At 45.4% G+C, this 1,034-nt stretch carries 1 protein-coding gene; it reads left to right on the top strand.

Annotated elements, in window-relative coordinates; all coding sequences use genetic code 11:
• Positions 1–1,034: NADP-dependent isocitrate dehydrogenase (locus tag A3763_RS02255; protein ID WP_197482697.1), on the top strand; the 1,034-nt coding region annotated here is incomplete at both ends.

Genomic DNA, 1,034 nt, shown 5'->3' with positions numbered 1-1,034 from the left:
TCTCTCTACATGTTAAAGCCACCATGATGAAGGTCTCGCATCCGATCGTATTTGGGCATGCGGTTACTGTTTACTTCAAAGAACTTTTTGAAAAGCATCAGGCGAAGTTTGAAGAGTTGGGTGTGAACCCTAACAATGGTTTGAGTAATGTTCACCAGAAAATATCTGATCTTCCTTACTCTCAGCGTTCTATAATTGAAGAAGATATTCGTGCCTGTTACGAAGAACGCCCTGAAATGGCGATGGTAGATTCTGACAAAGGTATTTCAAACCTCCATGTACCAAGTGATGTCATCGTTGATGCGTCAATGCCTGCGATGATTCGTGTTGGTGGTAAAATGTGGGGTACTGACGGTAAACTGAAAGACACTAAAGCGGTTATTCCAGAGCGCACATATGCGACCATCTATCAGGAAGTTATTAACTTCTGTAAGCATCATGATGCCTTTGACCCAACGACAATGGGTACCGTTCCAAATGTTGGCTTGATGGCTCAAAAAGCTGAAGAATATGGTTCTCACGACAAGACTTTCGAGTTAGAGGCTGACGGTACTGTTCGTGTAGTTGATGAAGATGGTAAGGTCTTGCTTTCGCATGATGTCGAGAAGGGTGACATCTGGCGTATGTGTCAGACTAAAGATGCGCCAATTCAGGACTGGGTGAAACTCGCCGTTTCTCGTGCTCGAGCAACGGGTATGCCGACTATATTCTGGTTAGATCCTGAGCGTGCCCATGATGCGCAAATGATTAAGAAGGTGAACACCTACTTACAGGATCATGACACGGATGGTTTGGACATTCGTATCATGTCGCCGGATCAGGCAATTCGCTTCACAATGGAGCGCTTGATTCGTGGCCGTGACACGATCTCTGTTACCGGTAATGTACTACGAGATTATCTAACGGATTTGTTCCCGATTCTTGAGTTGGGTACCAGTGCTAAGATGCTATCTATTGTTCCGTTAATGGCTGGTGGTGGTCTGTTTGAAACAGGTGCTGGTGGTTCTGCTCCGAAGCATGTTCAGCAATTCCTG

The organism is Oleiphilus sp. HI0128 (genome assembly GCF_001635365.1).
Note: the sequence above shows the minus strand (reverse complement) of the source record. Positions and strands in the feature narration are given on the sequence as shown.